Here is a 16,509-nt window from a genome sequence, read left to right as displayed (position 1 = left end):
TGTTTTTACGCTTCAACCGATTTCTTTTTCTTAGCAGCTCTTTCGCGCTCACTCTTATCAAGAATCTTTTTACGCAGACGAATTGATTCTGGAGTTACTTCACAGAACTCATCATCGTTTAAGTACTCTAATGATTCTTCTAAAGTCATTAGGCGTGGTTTCTTCATTGTTGAAGTTTGATCTTTCGTCGCAGAACGAATGTTAGTTTGTTGTTTCATTTTCACAACGTTAACTGTTAAGTCGTTCTCACGAGTGTGTTCTCCAACAATCATACCAGCATATACTTCTGTACCTGGTTCAACGAAGATTACACCACGGTCTTCAACTTGCATAATACCGTATTGTGATGCTTTTCCTGTTTCAAGTGAAACTAGAACACCTTGGCGACGTCCACCAACTTGTCCAGCGTGTACTGGTTGGTAGCAATCGAATGTATGGTTTAAAATACCGTAACCACGAGTTAATGTTAAGAATTCTGTTGTGTAACCAATTAAACCACGTGCTGGAACCATGAAAGTAAGGCGCACTTGACCGTTTCCGTTATTCACCATATCTAACATTTCACCTTTACGTGCACCCATAGATTCCATAATAGAACCAGTGTATTCTTCAGGTACATCGATTTGTACGCGCTCTACAGGTTCACATCTTACGCCATCAACTTCTTTAATGATTACCTCTGGCTTAGATACTTGTAATTCATAACCTTCACGACGCATGTTTTCGATTAAGATAGATAAATGTAGTTCCCCACGTCCAGATACGATCCACGCATCAGGAGACTCTGTATTATCTACACGTAAACTTACATCTGTTTCTAATTGTGAACGAAGACGCTCTTCAATTTTACGAGATGTAATGTATTTACCTTCACGACCTGCAAATGGGCTGTTATTTACAAGGAACGTCATTTGTAGTGTTGGCTCATCAATACGTAGTAATGGTAACGCATCTTCATGCTCAACCGGACATACCGTTTCACCAACGTTAATGTCTTCCATACCAGAAACGGCTACTAAGTCCCCAGCTTTTGCTTCTTCGATTTCTTGACGTTTTAATCCAATGTAACCGAATAATTTCGTTACGCGGAATTGTTTTACACTTCCGTCAACTTTCATTAAAGCAACTTGTTGTCCAACCTTCATTGTACCGCGGAATACGCGTCCAACTCCAATACGTCCAACATAGTCGTTGTAATCAAGAAGTGCTACTTGGAATTGAAGTGGCTCTTCACTGTTATCAATCGGTGCTGGAATATGTTCGATAATTGTATCAAATAATGATTTCATATTCTCTTCTTGATTTGCTGGGTTTGAATCTAAGCTTGCTGTTCCGTTCATTGCTGATGCAAATACAACTGGGAACTCTAATTGATCTTCGTTTGCACCAAGCTCAATGAATAAGTCGATTACTTCATCAACTACTTCATCAGGACGAGCGAAGTCACGGTCAATTTTGTTTACAACTACGATTGGAGTTAAGTTTTGCTCAAGAGCTTTCTTTAAAACAAATCGTGTTTGTGGCATACAACCTTCATATGCATCAACAACAAGTAAAACACCATCAACCATTTTCATGATACGTTCTACTTCTCCACCGAAGTCAGCGTGACCTGGTGTATCTAAAATGTTAATTCTTTTATCTTCATAGTGAATCGCTGTATTTTTCGCTAAAATTGTAATACCGCGTTCTCTTTCTAGATCATTTGAATCCATTGCGCGTTCTTCAACGTGTTCGTTCGCACGGAAAGTCCCCGCTTGACGTAATAACTGGTCAACAAGTGTTGTTTTACCATGGTCAACGTGGGCAATAATTGCTATATTACGTAAATCTTGTCGTTTTTTCAACATGTCCAACTCCTAATGTCTTTTTAATCCTTCTCTATTATAAGAGCGAAGGGGATACAATAGCAATTAAAATAAAAGCAAGAATGAAAATATAGTTGTATTCTTACTTTTGTGAAAGTAAAATGAGATTGGAGGGTGAAGAAATGGAACACATTCAATATCGCTTTTTATTAACCGCAATTATCGGTGTTATTTTCTTAATCGGTATCGGCATTATGATTGCTGAAAATAGTCCAATCGGTATTATTATTTGCATTATCGGCACATTTGTTGCAGTTGGGTACGGTTTTGTAACAAAAAGAAAAATGCGCAAATCACAATAACGCTAAAAAGTAAGAAGCTTATACACAGCCTCTTACTTTTTTTGTTGCTCTAATATAAACGATAACACTTCTTCATACACTCCTGGTTTTGCAACTAACACACTGCTCTTCTCTATGATAGAAAGTGGCGCTCCAGAGAATGTCGTCACCTTACCTCCAACTTCTTCTACAATTATCTGTCCTCCGCCAAAATCCCATGGTGATAATCTCGGCGTTACATATGCATCTATTCTTCCTGTTGCAACGTATATCATCTCTAGTGCTGCACAGCCATATGATCTCGTGCCCCTTGCTTTCTTAACAAGTGCCATCATACTTTCCATATTAAGCAATGGATTATCTGTAAGCCATATCGCATTTAAAGCTACAATACCTTGCTCTACAGTTCCTTTTTCCAATGGAGGAATTGATATATCATTACAAAAAGCTCCGGATCCCTTGACTGCATGATATAGTTCATCGTGCACTGGATCATAAATAAGTCCAATCTTTCCGATACCGTTCTCATAAATACCAATTGAAATCGCAAAATTTCTTTTTTGATGAACAAAGTTCATCGTACCGTCAATTGGATCAATTAACCAAACAACCCCGCCAGAAGACGTTATCTCGTCTCCATAACCCTCTTCTCCTAAAATATTATGATTCGGGAATGTTTCTTTAATTTTCCCAATTAAAAACCGTTCTATCTCTCGGTCCATATTTGTAACTAAGTCAGCTGCATTTGATTTTGTTTCTATAATAAGTGCTTTTTTCATTGATGCCATCAAATGCTCTCCTGCATCCCGAATCCACCGTTTGGCGTGTGCATCGATGTCTTTCCATACTTCTTGCATGTTTAAACACTCCGATCTATACTGTTCACAGAAAAAACGAACCCTTTATAAGGTTCGCACCAACTAATTTTTTATACATATACTATTATTACGCTTCTAAACGAATCATTTCAAGTCTTAACACTTCTAACTTTTGTACACACTCTTCTTTTTTCTGTTTATCATCTTCCATCATCGCATCATATAAAGTTGCTAATTCATAATCTAGCTCCAAACGTAGCACCGGTATTCTCTTTTCGGCATCTGTTCTCTTTAACGCATTAATCACCTGTCTCATATTATTTGCCTCCTCCCAATATTCGTCTGCCCTCGGACTAGAATTAATTCAATTTTCTGATTTTTTGTTTTATACTATACTATGTTGGATAAATCATCTATGCAACAAAATTATATTTTTTATTTTAATTTTTTTGTGCTGTTTTTTTTATGAATAGTACAAGCTATGCTAAAATAAAAGCAAAATAGGAGTTGGAGGAACAATCATGACAATACAAACATTCAAGTCAACTGATTTTGATGTCTTTACAGTTGATGGTCTCGAAGAACGAATGAGTGCAATTAAAACGAACATTCATCCTAAGCTAGAAGCTTTAGGGGAACAATTTGCAGAATACTTATCCAAACACACTGATGAGAACTTTTTTTATCATGTTGCAAAACACGCACGACGGAAAGTCAATCCACCAAACGATACTTGGGTTGCTTTTTCAACAAATAAACGAGGATATAAAATGCTACCGCATTTCCAAATCGGCTTATGGGGTACTCATGCCTTCATATACTTTGGTTTAATCTATGAGTGTCCACAAAAAGTTGAGACGGCTCATGCCTTCTTAGAACATTTAAATGATTTAAAAACAAATATTCCAAATGACTTCGTTTGGTCCATTGACCATACTAAACCAAGTGTGAAATTACATAAAACACTTGAAACCGAAGACTTACAAAAGATGATTGAACGACTAGCTACTGTAAAAAAAGCAGAATTATTAGTTGGTATTCATATATCACCAGAGGAGTTTTCAGCAATGACCAACGAACAATTCCTTGCTAAGATTGAATCTACGATGCAACCACTCCTTCCTTTATATGCACTTTGTAATCGATAGTAGAAAACGGACAATTTATATTGTCCGTTTTTAGTTGTTATCACATTATATCACTTCAGTTTTTATTTTTCAAAATATTTTTATATTTTTACAACCTTTTGTTCTTCAACTTCCTTTGCCCTTTGAATAGCACGATATATAGAGTATCCACTTACTTCTTGAAACTCTTTATCAATTTTCTTTTCTTCTGCTTTCGATGGAACAATCTCTTTAAAACGACGATATAAACCCATTAATTCTTCTCTTATAATTCCTTTTTCATAAGCTTTCTCAATCGCTTCATAAAACTTCACAATTGTAACCATTTCCTCATTTGACCAATCATAATCTAACGGATATTGATATTCCATTTCGCACCTCATTTATCATTTCTTCTTGTTTCATTATGCTATCTTAAAGAGAATATTTTATTATTCATTATAGCCACTCTGCATTATACACTATTTATTCATTTTAATGGAATTGTCTTCCTCTATTCATTAGTTGAGGCTAACTATTAAACATACTCACCTTAAAAACATTTTTTTCTATACATCTATAATTATTGGTGATATAATGCTTTTGTTTTATAGAAAATAAAGTGAAGCTACCATCTCAAAACGATTTTTTGAATGGCAGAAAAACAAGCCTCATTCTAAAAAAAGACTTACCTTTTTTAGAGCAGGATTATATAAAACAAATTATACTAAATATTATGAAGAAGAAGGGGTGTATAGATTGTCCCAATACGAAACACCATTGTTTACCGCTTTAGTTGAGCACAGTAAGCGAAATCCAATTCAATTCCATATTCCTGGTCATAAAAAAGGACAGGGCATGGATCCTACATTTCGCGAATTTATTGGGCATAATGCATTAGCAATTGACTTAATTAATATTGCGCCACTCGATGATTTACATCATCCAAAAGGTATGATTAAAGAAGCACAGGATTTAGCAGCCGCTGCATTCGGTGCAGATCATACTTTCTTTTCTATTCAAGGTACAAGTGGCGCTATTATGACAATGGTGATGAGCGTTTGCGGTCCTGGTGACAAAATCCTAGTACCACGAAACGTGCATAAATCAGTAATGTCAGCTATTATTTTCTCAGGTGCAAAACCGATTTTCATGCATCCTGAAATCGATCCGAAGCTCGGTATTTCTCATGGAATCACAATTCAATCTGTCAAAAAAGCACTTGAAGAGCACTCAGATGCAAAGGGCTTACTTGTTATTAATCCAACGTACTTTGGGTTTGCTGCAGACTTAGAACAGATTGTACAATTAGCACATTCTTATGACATCCCTGTACTAGTCGACGAGGCTCATGGTGTTCATATTCATTTTCACGATAAATTGCCGATGTCGGCGATGCAAGCTGGTGCAGACATGGCAGCAACAAGTGTCCACAAATTAGGAGGCTCTTTAACTCAAAGTTCTATTCTTAATGTGAAAGAAGGCTTGGTGAATGTAAAGCATGTCCAATCTATTATTAGCATGCTTACGACTACATCAACTTCTTACATCTTGTTAGCATCACTTGATGTTGCCAGAAAACGTCTTGCCACAGAAGGAACAGCACTCATAGAACAAACAATACAATTAGCTGAACATGTTCGTGATGCTATAAATTCTATTGAGCATCTTTACTGTCCTGGAAAAGAAATGTTAGGTACAGATGCTACCTTTAACTATGATCCTACAAAGATAATTGTATCTGTAAAAGATTTAGGTATTACCGGCCACCAAGCTGAAGTATGGCTTAGAGAGAAATATAACATTGAAGTAGAACTCTCAGATTTATACAACATACTATGTCTTATCACTTTGGGAGATACAGAAAGTGATACAAATACACTTATTGCAGCATTACAAGATTTAGCAGCAACATTTAGAAATAGGGCAGATAAAGGTGTTCAAGTACAAGTAGAGATTCCAGAAATTCCAGTGCTAGCACTTTCTCCTCGAGATGCTTTTTATTCGGAAACAGAAGTCATTCCATTTGAAAATGCAGCGGGTCGTATTATAGCTGATTTTGTTATGGTTTATCCGCCAGGGATTCCAATCTTTACTCCGGGGGAAATTATTACACAAGAAAACTTAGAGTATATTCGTAAAAACTTAGAAGCAGGTTTACCTGTACAAGGTCCTGAAGATATGACATTACAAACATTACGTGTTATTAAAGAGTACAAGCCTATCAGTTGATAGGCTTTTTTTTCACCTTTTTTCCTATTCTTCATACGATACTAAAGAATGTAACGTATAGGTGGGGATACTATTATGATTGTAATAGGCCGTTCTATTGTACATCCTTATATTACAAATGAATATGAGCCATTTGCAGCAGAGAAACAACAAATTTTATCAATAATGGCAGGAAATCAAGAAGTTTATTCCTTCCGAACAGCTGATGAACTCAGCTTTGATCTCAATTTACGAGTTAATATTATTATCTCTGCACTAGAACTTTTTCAAAGTGGATTTCAGTTTCGCACATTTCAACAATCCTTTTGCAACCCCCAGTATTGGAAAAGAACATCCCTTGGAGGATTCGAGCTTCTTCCAAACATACCACCTTCTATTGCCATACAAGATATTTTCAAAAACGGAAAACTATATGGAACTGAATGTGCAACCGCTATGATCATTATTTTTTATAAAGCTTTATTATCATTGTATGAGGAAGAAACTTTCAATCGTCTATTTGCAAACCTTTTACTTTATACATGGGACTACGATCAAGATCTAAGGCTCATAACAAAAACCGGTGGCGATCTTGTTCCAGGTGACCTCGTTTACTTTAAAAACCCACAAGTGAATCCAGCTACGATTGAGTGGCAAGGAGAAAACACAATCTATTTAGGAAATTTCTTTTTTTACGGACATGGCGTAGGTGTAAAAACAAAAGAAGAAATTATTTATTCATTAAATGAACGACGAGTCCCTTACGCTTTTATTTCAGCTTTCTTGACCGATACTATTACCCGTATCGATAGCCGTATAATGAGCCAATACGCTTCTTCTAGTACACCACAGACATCCATAAGCTTTATTCCAATTAGAGATGATGCAATCGTTGCAACAGTTGGCCATACAACTACAATTTATTAAAAAAGCGCCTACACATGTAGGCGCTTTTTCTTATTATTAAGCTTTTGTATGTTCTTTATGGTCACATTCGCAATGAGATCCACATTTCCCGTATAGTACTGTTGATTTTTCATCTTCAAAATGTCCAATTGTTCCTTCACATACTTGGCATACGATTGTTCCCATTTTCATTTCCCCCTGAGTTTTAATAGTAATCTATTTATTTATCATTAAGCTTTCGCATTATCTTTTCTAGCACAGTCACAATTTGTTCCACATTTTCCGTAAAGTACCGTCGTTTTCTCATCTTCAAAATGTCCGATTGTTCCTTCACATACTTGGCATACGATTGTTCCCATTTTTTATTTCCCCCTAAGTTTATGGTCCTAAAAACTTTTAGCTGTCCATTTCCTATCAATTATTGGGCTTTTGTATGCTCTGTGTGATCACATCCGCAAGATCCACATTTCCCGTAAAGTACCGTTACTTTCTCATCTTCGAAGTGTGCAATTGTACCTTCACAATCTTGACATACGATTGTTCCCATTTTTCATTTCCCCCTAAGTTTATAATCCCAAAAACTTTTTTGTAACCGCTTAACTTTCTGTCTTTATTTTAATATGTTATACTTTTTACGTCAATAGGTTTTTAGTATAACACATTAAATATTTTAAATTTTAATTAGTATGCGATATTCAAATAAAAAACAGCCATATTTATAAGTACGACTGTTTCACATTAATTATTCTTCATATTCCGCATGTAAAGAAGTTGACGGAACTAGAAATTTGAAAAACTGAGCTAACTCCTTCGCTTCCTCTTCTGACCCTAATTTAAAAATCTCCTGTATATATTGAACATTCTCTACATCATCTCTTCCGAGTAAAGTAGACCTTCCTGTTTGCATACAAACAATGAGCGGTTTTCCAAAAAACATATTTGTATAAATAACACCAAAATCATAACGTGTATCATGTGTCATAAACCCTAAAAATCGTACCTTCACACTTTCATGCTCATCATACAATTTTTCAAACATTGGTTTCCACCTTTCTACATCACGTTTCATTACTAGTATATTAAACAAAACATGTAATACTCCTTTTAATTGTCAAAAAATTCAGTAGGATGTAGAATAATAGTATTCTACTAAGTTAGGGGGAACTTATATGCAACATGCCTTTATTACGCTTGTACCTAAATCCAATCAACAATCTGTTTCAATAGATGATATAAAACAACTTTTTCATTATTATAAAACAGTTACTTCTAAAACTGGTGCCCAAATTAATTACCCGTATACAAATACCGCTTTTCCTTATGAAATTTTAGATACATCAGCAACAACATTAAAACTTCAATCCAATCACGACCGGTATGACTTAATTTATATTGGTGTTGGTATAGAAAATGAACAATCTTTCATCCAAGTTTCTTTACCACCTAATGCAACATATGGTGACAAAGGGAAAGCGAATGAATTTTGCCGTTTTTTAGCGAAGAAATTAGAAGGAGAGTTACAATTATTTAATGGAAGAACAATGTATTTTTATAAACGTTAATTTAAAAAATAGATAATATGATTAAAAATAGTATACAATTCGAACATGTAAGAAATAAAGCTTGCTTTCTTACGTGTAATACAAAATATGCTATTACATAGGCTAAATACAGGAATACGAAAAAAAGAATAACTTTATAATGAAACTTATCACCATTCGATAATGTTAATACAGTGGAAAAGCCACTCCATAGTAGTAAATGATAAAATATAACATGTAATATTTTCATGGAACCTTCTCCTTTGACATGCTCTATTTTATTAATATATGGGGTTAAGTTTGAATCAATTACATATTATAGGATGATATATATTACCTTTGAAGTAAGTTACGCCTAAATCATTTGTTAAAGTATTATATATTCATTCGACAAGTACGTTTAAAGACCTTGCAAGTCATTTGATGAAAATAAAAATAGCCCCTCTCTTACAATAAGAGAGGGGCTATTTACATTACTTAAATTATTTTACAATGTGAATTGGCATTCCAAGAGCAACTTCAGCTGCTTCCATTGTGATTTCACCTAATGTTGGGTGAGCATGGATTGTTTGAGCGATATCTTCAGCTGTCATTCCAGCTTCGATAGCTAAACCAATCTCAGAGATAATATCAGAAGCACCTGCACCTGCAACTTGAGCACCTACAAGAAGACCATCTTCTTTACGTGTTACAAGTTGTAGGAAACCGTCAGTGCTGTTTAATGATAATGCACGACCGTTAGCAGCGAATGGGAACTTAGATACAGTTACAGTCATTCCAGCTTCTTCAGCTTGTTTTTTAGTGTAACCAACAGATGCTAATTCTGGATCAGTGAAGCATACTGCAGGAATTCCGATGTAATCGATAGCTGATGCATGGCCACTAATTGCTTCTACAGCTACTTTACCTTCGTAAGAAGCTTTGTGAGCTAATGGTGGTCCAGGAACGATATCACCGATTGCATAGATGTTTGGTACATTTGTACGACATTGCTCATCGATTTCGATGATGCCGCGGTCAGTCATTTTAACTCCAACTTGCTCAAGACCGATTTCTTGAGTGTTTGGACGACGACCTACAGTTACTAATACGTAATCTGCTTCTACAGTTTGGATTTCACCTTTAACTTCAAAGCTAACTTTTACGCCAGTTTCTGTTTCTTCAACGCCTTTAGCCATAGCTTTTGTATGGATATTTACGTTACCTTTTTTCTGTAGAGCACGTTTAACAACAGAGCTCATAGCTTTTTCGAAACCAGCTAAGATTTCGTCGCCAGCTTCTACTACAGTAACTTCTGTACCGAAGTTAGCATATGCAGTACCTAATTCCATACCGATGTAACCGCCGCCGATTACAACAAGTTTTTTAGGAATTTCAGGTAAGCTTAAAGCACCTGTAGAGTTGATAACACGTTTAGAGTATTTGAATCCTGGAATTTCGATTGGTGTAGAACCAGTTGCAAGAACAGCATTTTTAAACGTATAAGTTTGAGCTGCATCTTCAGTCATAACGCGTAATGTGTTAGCATCTACGAAGTAAGCTTCACCGCGAATGATTTCAACTTTGTTACCTTTAAGAAGGCCTTCAACACCGCCAGTTAATTTCTTAACTACGCCGTTTTTCCATTCTTGAACTTTTGTAAAGTCAACTTTTACGTTCTCTGCAGTGATACCCATGTCATCAGAATGCATTGCATTCTCATAACGATGACCTGCATTGATTAACGCTTTTGAAGGAATACATCCAACGTTTAAGCATACGCCACCAAGGTTAGCTTTTTCAATAATTGCTACCTTTTGACCTAATTGTGCTGCACGAATTGCCGCAACGTATCCACCAGGACCTGCACCAACAACGACTGTATCTAATTCAATTGGGAAATCTCCTACTACCATTGTTATTACGCCTCCATTACTAATAATTGTGGGTCATTCAATAGACGTTTAATTTGGTTTAACGCTTTTTGAGCTGTTGCGCCGTCAATTAAACGATGGTCAAAGCTTAGAGATAATGCTAATACTGGAGCTGCAACGATCTCGCCATTTTTCACAACTGGTTTTTCAGCGATACGGCCGATACCAAGGATTGCTACTTCTGGGTGATTGATAACTGGAGTGAACCATTGTCCACCTGCAGAACCAATGTTTGTAATTGTGCAAGAAGCACCTTTCATTTCAGTTGGAGCTAGACGACCTTCACGTGCTTTACCAGCAAGATCGTTGATCTCGTTAGAAATAGTGAAGATAGACTTACGATCTGTATCTTTAACAACTGGTACTAATAGACCTTTGTCTGTATCAGCTGCGATACCGATGTTGAAGTAATGTTTATGAACTACTTCTTGAGATGCATCGTCTAAAGAAGTGTTTAACATTGGGTATTCACGTAATGCAGATGTTAAAGCTTTAACAACGTACGGAAGGTAAGTTAATTTAATACCTTTGTCAGCTGCTACTGCTTTGAACTTCTTACGGTGAGCAACAAGCTCAGTTACATCAACTTCATCCATTAATGTTACGTGAGGAGCTGTATGCTTAGAGTTAACCATTGCTTTCGCAATCGCTTTACGGATACCACTCATTTTCTCACGAGTTTCTGGATATTCTCCAGCTGGAATTGGTTGTGCTTTTGGTGCTTCTTCTTTCGCTGCTGGAGTAGCTTCTACTGCTGCTGGAGCCTCAGTTGCTGCTACAGTTTGTCCACCATTTGCAAATGCATCGATGTCAGCTTTTACGATACGGCCATTCTTACCAGTACCAGCTACTTTATGAATGTCTACACCTTTTTCACGAGCGTATTTACGAACAGATGGCATAGCGATTACGCGCTCATTTACTACTTCTGCAGTTGCTGCTGGAGTAGCTTCCGCTGCTGGAGCTTCTACTGCTGCTTCTTCAGCTTTTGGAGCTTCATCATGATCGTCACCTTTAAATTTAAGGTTTTCGTATCCAGGAGCATCAAATTTAATTAATGTATCTCCTACGATTGCAACTGTTCCTTCTTCTACAAGTACTTCAAGTACTTTACCTTTAACAGGAGAAGGGATTTCTACTACTGCTTTATCATTTTGTACTTCAAGAAGTACATCGTCTTCATTTACTTCATCGCCTGGTTTAATAAACCATTTTACGATTTCACCTTCGTGGATACCTTCACCGATATCTGGTAGTTTAAATTCAAATGCCACGGAATTCAGCCCCCTGATTCATTTCATTATTATGGAATATGTGCAAAAGAAACCAGCATGTGCTGATTTCTTTTGCACATGAAAAACTAAAAATTAGAAGTTCATTACTTTGTTTACAGCTTCAACAATATCCTTGTGGTTTGGTAACCATACGCTCTCTGCTTGAGAGAATGGGAATACTGTATCAGCAGCTGCAACACGTACAACTGGAGCTTCTAAGTTTAAGATTGCACGGTCGTTAATTTCCGCTACAACGTTAGCTGCAATACCAGCTTGTTTTTGAGCTTCTTGAACTACAACTACGCGACCTGTTTTTTCAACAGAAGCGATGATTGTTTCGATATCTAATGGTTGAACTGTACGTAAGTCAACAACCTCTAAAGAGATACCTTCTTTTTCAAGTTCTTCAGCAGCTTTTAATGCAGCGTGAACCATAGCACCGTAAGCGATAACAGATACATCTGTACCTTCACGTTTGATATCAGCTTTGCCTAAATCAATTGTGTATTCGCCTTCTGGTACATCTTGGCGGAATGAACGATACAATTTCATATGCTCTAAGTAGATAACTGGATCGTTGTCACGAATCGCAGAGATTAAAAGACCTTTAGCATCGTATGGAGTAGATGGAATAACAACTTTTAGACCAGGTTGTTGAGCCACTAATCCTTCTAAGCTATCAGCATGTAGTTCAGGAGTATGAACACCACCACCAAATGGAGAACGAACTGTTACTGGAGCAGTCCAACGTCCACCAGAACGGTAACGCATACGAGCCAATTGACCAGAAATTGAATCCATTACTTCAAAAACGAAACCGAAGAATTGGATTTCTGGAACTGGACGGAATCCTTCAAGTGCAAGACCAACTGCAAGTCCACCAATACCAGACTCTGCAAGTGGAGTATCCATTACACGATCTTCACCAAATTCAGCTTGTAAACCTTCAGTAGCACGGAATACACCGCCGTTTACACCAACGTCTTCACCAAATACAAGTACGTTAGGATCATTTTTCATTTCAACGCGTAAAGCATCAGTGATTGCTTGAATCATTGTCATTTGAGCCATGGCTTACTTCGACTCCTTTTCTTTGTAGATTTCATATTGTTCAGCTAAGTTGTAAGGCATTTTTTCGTACATGATTTCCATTAAATCAGTTACTTTTTGTTTTGGAGCTTGGTCAGCCTTAGCAATTGCTTGTTTGATATCTTCTTTTGCTTCTTCGATTACTGTCTCTTCAACTTCTTGAGACCATAGGCCTTTAGCTTCTAAGAACTTACGGAAGCGTACGATTGGGTCTTTTTGTTCCCATTCGTTTTCGATATCTTTTGTACGGTAACGAGTTGGGTCATCACCAGCCATTGTATGTGGACCGTAACGGAATGTTAAAGTCTCGATTAAAGTAGGACCTTCGCCATTTACTGCGCGCTCACGAGCGAAAGCAGTTGCTGCGTATACAGCTAATGGATCCATACCGTCTACTTGAATTCCGTAAATACCTGCTGCTACTGCTTTTTGTGCTACAGTTTTAGCTGCAGATTGCTTTTCTACTGGAGTAGAGATTGCATAACGGTTGTTTTGAACAACGAAGATTGCTGGAGCTTTGAATGCACCTGCAAAGTTCATACCTTCGTAGAAGTCACCTTGTGAAGCACCACCGTCACCAGTGTAAGTAATTGCAACAGATTTTTTACCACGTAGTTTCATACCTAACGCAACACCAGCAGTTTGGATGATTTGCGCACCGATAATGATTTGTGGAGCTAATGCATTTACATTCTCAGGCATTTGGTTACCCATGAAGTGTCCACGAGAGAATAAGAATGCTTGATATAATGGAAGTCCGTGCCATACTAATTGTGGTACATCACGGTATCCTGGTAAGATGAAGTCTTCTGCTTCAAGTGCGAAATGACTCGCTAATTGAGAAGCTTCTTGTCCAGCTGTAGGTGCGTAGAAACCTAAACGTCCTTGACGGTTTAAAGAAATAGAACGTTGATCTAATACGCGAGTATACACCATACGACGCATTAATTCTTTTAATTGATCATCAGATAATTCAGGCATAGCTGCTTCATTCACAACTTCACCGTTTTCATTTAAAATTTGTAATGTTTCAAATTGAGCTGCGATAGCTTTCATTTGCTCATCAACATTAAATAGGGTCTTTTTTGTTTTAGTACCCATTCCGTTCACCTCTTCCTCTCTTGAACCATATTCTGAAACGCTTTCACTGGCTATTTTCCAGTTTAAAAAGCGCAACGATGTAAACCAACATGTTTATCTGTCGGTTGAGAATAATTTTGTGTACCTAACAATCTGTACTAATGTTTTTTCAGAAACATATTAATACAATCTTGATCACGTTTTTTAGTTTACAACTATTCTAATTACGATGTCAATTACTTTGAATACGTTTTTTTATAAATAATATGCAGGTTTCTACTACACAAACGTGTTTTTATTTTTTACATCTGTATTAGTAAGCATTGACCTACTGTTATATTATTCCCTTTTTCACTTATTTTTTCTCTTAGAATAATATGTAAACGATTTAATTCTCTTTAGTTTTTCTCTCTTCGTAACAAAAATATACAAACTATCCTTCCTTTTTTAGGTAAATACCTATACATTTCTACCCTCTCTTCCATACATTATAGTAACCGCAGTATTAGCGGGAAATGATAAAGGAGGTCATCTCATGTACGGATACTCATATTGCTATCCAACTTGTTCATATCCTTCCTACGGTTATGGCGGTTCTTGTGGCGGGTCTGGACGCGGCTTCGCCTTAATCGTTGTGTTGTTTATTCTTTTAATTATCGTTGGTGCTGCTTGCATTCGCTAATGTAAAACGAAACAACTATGGAAAGAAAAAGACGGCTTTGCCGTCTTTTTCTGTTTATCACATACATAAATACTCTATAATAGAACGATTTCCAAAATACCTTCCCTTTCTTGCCGATGACTTTTTCCATCTCCTTTGGTAGACTAAAGAGAAAAGGAGAGATTACATATGCTTACAATGAAAGATGTTATTCGCGAAGGAGATCCTATTTTGCGCAACGTTGCAGAAGATGTTTCATTACCGGCAAGCGAAAAAGATACAACTACCCTAAAAGAAATGATTGAATTTGTAATAAATAGCCAAGATCCTGAAATGGCTGAAAAATATAGTTTACGCCCTGGAATCGGATTAGCGGCTCCGCAAATCGGTGTTTCAAAAAAAATGATTGCAGTTCATGTAACCGATGCGGACGGTACATTATATAGCCATGCATTATTCAATCCAAAAATCATTAGCCATTCTGTTGAACGTACATATTTACAGGGCGGTGAAGGCTGTCTATCTGTAGACCGCGAAGTACCTGGTTATGTTCCTCGTTATACAAGAATTACAGTAAAAGCAACTTCTATTAACGGGGAAGAAGTAAAATTACGTTTAAAAGGTTTACCAGCAATCGTATTCCAACACGAGATTGACCATTTAAATGGCGTTATGTTCTATGACCATATCAATAAAGAAAATCCTTTTGCCGCTCCTGATGATTCCAAACCTCTAGAGCGATAATAATAAAGAGGCGGAAGTTAATCTTCCGCCTCTTTATTATGAAATGGGTTCCATATTCACTTATAGCAATCCAGCCCACTTTAGTCCATGATATATACCGTCTTCACTAACATCCTTTGTCACATGATTTGCAAGTTTTTTCAAGTCTTCATGGCCATTTCCCATCACAATACCTGTGCCAACGGCTTCGATCATTTCTAAATCATTTAAACCATCTCCAAATGCATACACTTGATCACGATTAAAACCTAACTTTTCAATGTATTTCTCAATTCCTTTTGCCTTAGAACCACCATTCGGAATGATATCCATTGAATACGCATGCCAACGAATAAAATGAAAATCTGGATAATGATTAATAAACTTTTCCTCTTCATTTTCTTCACAAAAAAGTAGTGTTTGATAAATATTACGTTCCTCATAAAAATTAGGCTCATATGGTGGATGCTCAAAGTTTAAGCTTCCAAAGCCTTCTTTCACATAATCATGATATTCCACTGATGCTCTCATATCTTGATGGTCAAGATATACAAGTGGATATCCTTCTTGTTTTGCAAACTGAGTAAACTTATGTAAAGAATCTGGATGTAACGGATTATTAAATATTACCTCATCTTCAAAGACAACGTATTGTCCATTAAAACTAACATAATTATGTATATCAAGTTCCTTACGAATATCTTCGAACATAAATGGCGCGCGCCCTGTCGCAATTGCTACATGTACACCTTTTTCTTGTAACTGTTTTACTGCATCTCGTGTAGATTGTGGAATTTTTTTATCATGATCTAATAATGTTCCATCAATATCAAAAAAGACAATTTTATCATTCATTTGTCAAAATCCTTTCTGGCACTCTATATTCCTATTTTGAATATCACTTTTCAAATTCTAAAAAAAAGTATAACATATTAAACATCTGTGAAGAAAGCGTTCCCTTTCTGACCTTATTTGTAAACTTTGCATATATATATTAGTAAAACATGTGGATACTTGTTCGGATGAATTTTCTTTTCC

Annotated in this window: 21 protein-coding genes; 7 read left to right on the top strand and 14 right to left on the bottom strand. The window is 36.5% G+C overall.

Annotated features, from left to right (window positions below):
- Window positions 1–5: 5 nt before the first annotated feature.
- Window positions 6–1,850 carry a translational GTPase TypA gene (typA, locus tag ASE54_RS06700; protein ID WP_000914761.1) on the bottom strand — a complete coding sequence of 615 codons (1,845 nt, stop codon included), beginning with the start codon at window positions 1,848–1,850 and terminating at the stop codon, window positions 6–8.
- 140 nt (window positions 1,851–1,990) lie between these two features.
- On the opposite strand from typA, the gene ASE54_RS06695 reads away from it, so the two are divergent.
- Entirely contained in the window at window positions 1,991–2,170 is a 180-nt protein-coding gene (locus ASE54_RS06695) for a DUF5325 family protein (RefSeq protein WP_000400123.1), read from the top strand.
- 32 nt (window positions 2,171–2,202) lie between these two features.
- Here the strand turns inward: ASE54_RS06695 and ASE54_RS06690 are convergent, their stop codons facing one another.
- A complete protein-coding gene (locus ASE54_RS06690; protein ID WP_001158709.1) occupies window positions 2,203–3,006 on the bottom strand; it encodes an inositol monophosphatase family protein in 804 nt (267 codons plus the stop codon).
- An 88-nt stretch (window positions 3,007–3,094) separates the two neighbouring features.
- On the bottom strand, window positions 3,095–3,283 hold the full coding sequence (locus ASE54_RS06685; protein WP_001250164.1) for a hypothetical protein: 189 nt from the start codon (window positions 3,281–3,283) through the stop codon (window positions 3,095–3,097).
- Between the two features lie 205 nt (window positions 3,284–3,488).
- Between ASE54_RS06685 and ASE54_RS06680 the strand changes: the two genes are divergently transcribed.
- Window positions 3,489–4,115, top strand: coding sequence for a DUF1054 domain-containing protein (locus ASE54_RS06680; RefSeq protein WP_000155316.1), 627 nt, complete (start codon window positions 3,489–3,491; stop codon window positions 4,113–4,115).
- A gap of 80 nt (window positions 4,116–4,195) precedes the next feature.
- On the opposite strand, the gene ASE54_RS06675 is transcribed toward ASE54_RS06680, so the two are convergent.
- Complete coding sequence (locus ASE54_RS06675; RefSeq protein ID WP_000456553.1) at window positions 4,196–4,465, bottom strand: UPF0223 family protein; 270 nt, start codon at window positions 4,463–4,465, stop codon at window positions 4,196–4,198.
- Window positions 4,466–4,832: 367 nt separating this feature from the next.
- Between ASE54_RS06675 and speA the strand changes: the two genes are divergently transcribed.
- Together speA and ASE54_RS06665 are read left to right on the top strand one after the other, a co-directional pair.
- Entirely contained in the window at window positions 4,833–6,305 is a 1,473-nt protein-coding gene (gene speA, locus ASE54_RS06670; RefSeq protein ID WP_000084903.1) for an arginine decarboxylase, read from the top strand.
- 75 nt (window positions 6,306–6,380) lie between these two features.
- Complete coding sequence (locus ASE54_RS06665) at window positions 6,381–7,211, top strand: protein-glutamine gamma-glutamyltransferase (RefSeq protein WP_000635339.1); 831 nt, start codon at window positions 6,381–6,383, stop codon at window positions 7,209–7,211.
- Between the two features lie 36 nt (window positions 7,212–7,247).
- Here ASE54_RS06665 and ASE54_RS06660 read toward each other — a convergent pair whose 3' ends face one another.
- The 4 genes from ASE54_RS06660 to ASE54_RS06645 form a co-directional block, all read right to left on the bottom strand.
- The gene (locus tag ASE54_RS06660; RefSeq protein ID WP_000536796.1) at window positions 7,248–7,376 is read right to left on the bottom strand and encodes a GapA-binding peptide SR1P; all 129 of its coding nucleotides are present in this window, start codon (window positions 7,374–7,376) and stop codon (window positions 7,248–7,250) included.
- A 44-nt stretch (window positions 7,377–7,420) separates the two neighbouring features.
- Entirely contained in the window at window positions 7,421–7,549 is a 129-nt protein-coding gene (locus tag ASE54_RS06655; protein WP_000536803.1) for a GapA-binding peptide SR1P, read from the bottom strand.
- Between the two features lie 59 nt (window positions 7,550–7,608).
- On the bottom strand, window positions 7,609–7,737 hold the full coding sequence (locus ASE54_RS06650; RefSeq protein WP_000536778.1) for a GapA-binding peptide SR1P: 129 nt from the start codon (window positions 7,735–7,737) through the stop codon (window positions 7,609–7,611).
- A 195-nt stretch (window positions 7,738–7,932) separates the two neighbouring features.
- Window positions 7,933–8,229: a DUF3055 domain-containing protein gene (locus ASE54_RS06645; RefSeq protein WP_000462038.1), complete on the bottom strand. Its 297-nt coding sequence runs from the start codon at window positions 8,227–8,229 to the stop codon at window positions 7,933–7,935.
- Window positions 8,230–8,359: 130 nt separating this feature from the next.
- On the opposite strand from ASE54_RS06645, the gene ASE54_RS06640 reads away from it, so the two are divergent.
- The gene (locus ASE54_RS06640; protein ID WP_001163294.1) at window positions 8,360–8,752 is read left to right on the top strand and encodes a DUF1885 family protein; all 393 of its coding nucleotides are present in this window, start codon (window positions 8,360–8,362) and stop codon (window positions 8,750–8,752) included.
- A 1-nt stretch (window position 8,753) separates the two neighbouring features.
- On the opposite strand, the gene ASE54_RS06635 is transcribed toward ASE54_RS06640, so the two are convergent.
- The 5 genes from ASE54_RS06635 to pdhA form a co-directional block, all read right to left on the bottom strand.
- Complete coding sequence (locus tag ASE54_RS06635) at window positions 8,754–8,981, bottom strand: hypothetical protein (RefSeq protein ID WP_000697469.1); 228 nt, start codon at window positions 8,979–8,981, stop codon at window positions 8,754–8,756.
- Window positions 8,982–9,213: 232 nt separating this feature from the next.
- Window positions 9,214–10,626, bottom strand: coding sequence for a dihydrolipoyl dehydrogenase (lpdA, locus tag ASE54_RS06630; protein ID WP_000260104.1), 1,413 nt, complete (start codon window positions 10,624–10,626; stop codon window positions 9,214–9,216).
- A gap of 5 nt (window positions 10,627–10,631) precedes the next feature.
- Entirely contained in the window at window positions 10,632–11,918 is a 1,287-nt protein-coding gene (pdhC, locus tag ASE54_RS06625) for a pyruvate dehydrogenase complex dihydrolipoyllysine-residue acetyltransferase (RefSeq protein ID WP_000863421.1), read from the bottom strand.
- A gap of 93 nt (window positions 11,919–12,011) precedes the next feature.
- Window positions 12,012–12,989 carry a pyruvate dehydrogenase complex E1 component subunit beta gene (pdhB, locus tag ASE54_RS06620; protein ID WP_000068163.1) on the bottom strand — a complete coding sequence of 326 codons (978 nt, stop codon included), beginning with the start codon at window positions 12,987–12,989 and terminating at the stop codon, window positions 12,012–12,014.
- A gap of 3 nt (window positions 12,990–12,992) precedes the next feature.
- Window positions 12,993–14,108, bottom strand: a complete 1,116-nt coding sequence (gene pdhA, locus ASE54_RS06615; protein WP_000536895.1) for a pyruvate dehydrogenase E1 component subunit alpha — start codon at window positions 14,106–14,108, stop codon at window positions 12,993–12,995.
- Window positions 14,109–14,622: 514 nt separating this feature from the next.
- Between pdhA and ASE54_RS06610 the strand changes: the two genes are divergently transcribed.
- The gene (locus tag ASE54_RS06610) at window positions 14,623–14,769 is read left to right on the top strand and encodes a YjcZ family sporulation protein (RefSeq protein ID WP_000274562.1); all 147 of its coding nucleotides are present in this window, start codon (window positions 14,623–14,625) and stop codon (window positions 14,767–14,769) included.
- A 168-nt stretch (window positions 14,770–14,937) separates the two neighbouring features.
- Window positions 14,938–15,492: a peptide deformylase gene (gene def / locus ASE54_RS06605; protein ID WP_000957043.1), complete on the top strand. Its 555-nt coding sequence runs from the start codon at window positions 14,938–14,940 to the stop codon at window positions 15,490–15,492.
- Between the two features lie 60 nt (window positions 15,493–15,552).
- On the opposite strand, the gene ASE54_RS06600 is transcribed toward def, so the two are convergent.
- Window positions 15,553–16,326 (bottom strand): Cof-type HAD-IIB family hydrolase, encoded by a 774-nt coding sequence (locus ASE54_RS06600; RefSeq protein WP_000998270.1) that lies wholly within the window; start codon window positions 16,324–16,326, stop codon window positions 15,553–15,555.
- Window positions 16,327–16,509: the final 183 nt, after the last annotated feature.

The organism is Bacillus sp. Root131 (genome assembly GCF_001429475.1).
Taxonomy (GTDB): domain Bacteria; phylum Bacillota; class Bacilli; order Bacillales; family Bacillaceae_G; genus Bacillus_A; species Bacillus_A thuringiensis_S.
This window is presented reverse-complemented; position numbering and strand designations above follow the sequence as displayed.